Source organism: Pseudomonas sp. YA1 (assembly GCF_058680555.1).
The window spans coordinates 1-4066 of the sequence record NZ_JBZWBG010000039.1 but is presented as its reverse complement, the minus strand read 5'-3'; the positions used below and the strand labels follow the sequence as shown (position 1 = coordinate 4066).

The window sequence follows — 4066 nt, the reverse complement described above, 5'->3', positions numbered from 1 at the left end:
GCTTACGGAGTAAATCCTTCACCCTAGCCGGCGCACCTTCTCCCGAAGTTACGGTGCCATTTTGCCTAGTTCCTTCACCCGAGTTCTCTCAAGCGCCTTGGTATTCTCTACCCGACCACCTGTGTCGGTTTGGGGTACGGTTCCTGGTTACCTGAAGCTTAGAAGCTTTTCTTGGAAGCATGGCATCAACCACTTCGTCATCTAAAAGACGACTCGTCATCAGCTCTCGGCCTTGAAACCCCGGATTTACCTAAGATTTCAGCCTACCACCTTAAACTTGGACAACCAACGCCAAGCTGGCCTAGCCTTCTCCGTCCCTCCATCGCAGTAACCAGAAGTACAGGAATATTAACCTGTTTCCCATCGACTACGCTTTTCAGCCTCGCCTTAGGAACCGACTAACCCTGCGTCGATTAACGTTGCGCAGGAACCCTTGGTCTTTCGGCGTGGGTGTTTTTCACACCCATTGTCGTTACTCATGTCAGCATTCGCACTTCTGATACCTCCAGCAAGCTTCTCAACTCACCTTCACAGGCTTACAGAACGCTCCTCTACCGCGTCACTTACGTGACACCCGCAGCTTCGGTGTGTGGTTTGAGCCCCGTTACATCTTCCGCGCAGGCCGACTCGACTAGTGAGCTATTACGCTTTCTTTAAAGGGTGGCTGCTTCTAAGCCAACCTCCTAGCTGTCTAAGCCTTCCCACATCGTTTACCACTTAACCACAACTTTGGGACCTTAGCTGGCGGTCTGGGTTGTTTCCCTTTTCACGACGGACGTTAGCACCCGCCGTGTGTCTCCCATGCTCGGCACTTCTGGGTATTCGGAGTTTGCATCGGTTTGGTAAGTCGGGATGACCCCCTAGCCGAAACAGTGCTCTACCCCCCAGAGTGATACATGAGGCGCTACCTAAATAGCTTTCGAGGAGAACCAGCTATCTCCGAGCTTGATTAGCCTTTCACTCCGATCCACAAGTCATCCCCTACCTTTTCAACGGGAGTGGGTTCGGTCCTCCAGTCAGTGTTACCTAACCTTCAACCTGCTCATGGATAGATCGCCCGGTTTCGGGTCTATACCCAGCGACTAAACGCCCTATTAAGACTCGCTTTCGCTACGCCTACCCTATACGGTTAAGCTTGCCACTGAATATAAGTCGCTGACCCATTATACAAAAGGTACGCAGTCACCTAACAAGTAGGCTCCCACTGCTTGTACGCATACGGTTTCAGGTTCTATTTCACTCCCCTCTCCGGGGTTCTTTTCGCCTTTCCCTCACGGTACTGGTTCACTATCGGTCAGTCAGTAGTATTTAGCCTTGGAGGATGGTCCCCCCATGTTCAGACAAAGTTTCTCGTGCTCCGTCCTACTCGATTTCACTTCAAAGATCCTTTCGCGTACGGGGCTATCACCCACTATGGCCGCACTTTCCAGAGCGTTCCGCTAAAATCAATGAAGCTTAAGGGCTAATCCCCGTTCGCTCGCCACTACTAAGGGAATCTCGGTTGATTTCTTTTCCTCAGGGTACTTAGATGTTTCAGTTCCCCTGGTTCGCCTCTTGCACCTATGGATTCAGTACAAGATACCTAGGTTATCCTAGGTGGGTTCCCCCATTCAGAGATCTCCGGATCAAAGTCTGTTTGCCGACTCCCCGAAGCTTTTCGCAGGCTACCACGTCTTTCATCGCCTCTGACTGCCAAGGCATCCACCGTATGCGCTTCTTCACTTGACCATATAACCCCAAGCAATCTGGTTATACTGTGAAGACGACATTCGCCGAAAATTCGCGCTTGAACTCGCAAATTTTACCTTGACTTGAATGATCACCAGTGAAAGAGATCATTCAGTCTTACTTCTATCACATACCCGAATTTTTAAAGAACAGTTCTGGTGCAAAGACCAGAAATCAATGTTCATTCACGAACATTCATTTCTGAGCTTTCGACGATTGTTTGGATGGTGGAGCCAAGGAGGATCGAACTCCTGACCTCCTGCGTGCAAAGCAGGCGCTCTCCCAGCTGAGCTATGGCCCCGTATCGGATCACGCAGCACACCAACAATTGGTGGGTCTGGGCAGATTCGAACTGCCGACCTCACCCTTATCAGGGGTGCGCTCTAACCAACTGAGCTACAGACCCAATCGTCTAACCAGTGAATCAAGCAATTCGTGTGGGAGCTTATGAAGAAGCTGAGATCTTCGATTAAGGAGGTGATCCAGCCGCAGGTTCCCCTACGGCTACCTTGTTACGACTTCACCCCAGTCATGAATCACTCCGTGGTAACCGTCCCCCTTGCGGTTAGACTAGCTACTTCTGGAGCAACCCACTCCCATGGTGTGACGGGCGGTGTGTACAAGGCCCGGGAACGTATTCACCGTGACATTCTGATTCACGATTACTAGCGATTCCGACTTCACGCAGTCGAGTTGCAGACTGCGATCCGGACTACGATCGGTTTTATGGGATTAGCTCCACCTCGCGGCTTGGCAACCCTTTGTACCGACCATTGTAGCACGTGTGTAGCCCTGGCCGTAAGGGCCATGATGACTTGACGTCATCCCCACCTTCCTCCGGTTTGTCACCGGCAGTCTCCTTAGAGTGCCCACCCGAGGTGCTGGTAACTAAGGACAAGGGTTGCGCTCGTTACGGGACTTAACCCAACATCTCACGACACGAGCTGACGACAGCCATGCAGCACCTGTGTCTGAGTTCCCGAAGGCACCAATCCATCTCTGGAAAGTTCTCAGCATGTCAAGGCCAGGTAAGGTTCTTCGCGTTGCTTCGAATTAAACCACATGCTCCACCGCTTGTGCGGGCCCCCGTCAATTCATTTGAGTTTTAACCTTGCGGCCGTACTCCCCAGGCGGTCGACTTATCGCGTTAGCTGCGCCACTAAGATCTCAAGGATCCCAACGGCTAGTCGACATCGTTTACGGCGTGGACTACCAGGGTATCTAATCCTGTTTGCTCCCCACGCTTTCGCACCTCAGTGTCAGTATCAGTCCAGGTGGTCGCCTTCGCCACTGGTGTTCCTTCCTATATCTACGCATTTCACCGCTACACAGGAAATTCCACCACCCTCTACCGTACTCTAGCTCAGTAGTTTTGGATGCAGTTCCCAGGTTGAGCCCGGGGATTTCACATCCAACTTGCTGAACCACCTACGCGCGCTTTACGCCCAGTAATTCCGATTAACGCTTGCACCCTTCGTATTACCGCGGCTGCTGGCACGAAGTTAGCCGGTGCTTATTCTGTTGGTAACGTCAAAACAGCAAGGTATTAACTTACTGCCCTTCCTCCCAACTTAAAGTGCTTTACAATCCGAAGACCTTCTTCACACACGCGGCATGGCTGGATCAGGCTTTCGCCCATTGTCCAATATTCCCCACTGCTGCCTCCCGTAGGAGTCTGGACCGTGTCTCAGTTCCAGTGTGACTGATCATCCTCTCAGACCAGTTACGGATCGTCGCCTTGGTAGGCCTTTACCCCACCAACTAGCTAATCCGACCTAGGCTCATCTGATAGCGTGAGGTCCGAAGATCCCCCACTTTCTCCCTCAGGACGTATGCGGTATTAGCGCCCGTTTCCGGACGTTATCCCCCACTACCAGGCAGATTCCTAGGCATTACTCACCCGTCCGCCGCTGAATCCAGGAGCAAGCTCCCTTCATCCGCTCGACTTGCATGTGTTAGGCCTGCCGCCAGCGTTCAATCTGAGCCATGATCAAACTCTTCAGTTCAATACTGCTTGGGTTTTGAGAAAACCCTAAACTTGGCTCAGCAATCGCATTCTCTTAAAAAGAGATAAAACTCTCGAATTCACGAGTGTTACTTGCGTTGCTGATAATCTTGCGATCACCAGTCTTACATCACAAGCACCCACACGAATTGCTTGATTCGACTTGTTAAAGAGCAGTTGGTCAAGGCTTTCGTCTCAACCGAGGCCGCGCATTCTACAGCAACCTCTCGTTCCGTCAAGCGTTATTTTCGAAAATTTTCTTTTCTACTCAACCGCTTGCGCCGACCTTCAAACCATCTTCCGATCAGCGGGAGGCGCATTCTACAGCGTTCA

General features: G+C 51.5%; 2 tRNA genes and 2 rRNA genes. All 4 read right to left on the bottom strand.

The annotated features are described in order from the left end of the window. Positions 1-1728 (bottom strand): 23S ribosomal RNA (locus AC4OR5_RS30805); the annotation flags it as partial. Positions 1729-1953: 225 nt separating this feature from the next. Further along, a tRNA-Ala gene (locus AC4OR5_RS30800) sits at positions 1954-2029 on the bottom strand. A 28-nt stretch (positions 2030-2057) separates the two neighbouring features. Further along, a tRNA-Ile gene (locus AC4OR5_RS30795) sits at positions 2058-2134 on the bottom strand. A 64-nt stretch (positions 2135-2198) separates the two neighbouring features. After that, positions 2199-3734, bottom strand: a 16S ribosomal RNA gene (locus AC4OR5_RS30790). Positions 3735-4066: the final 332 nt, after the last annotated feature.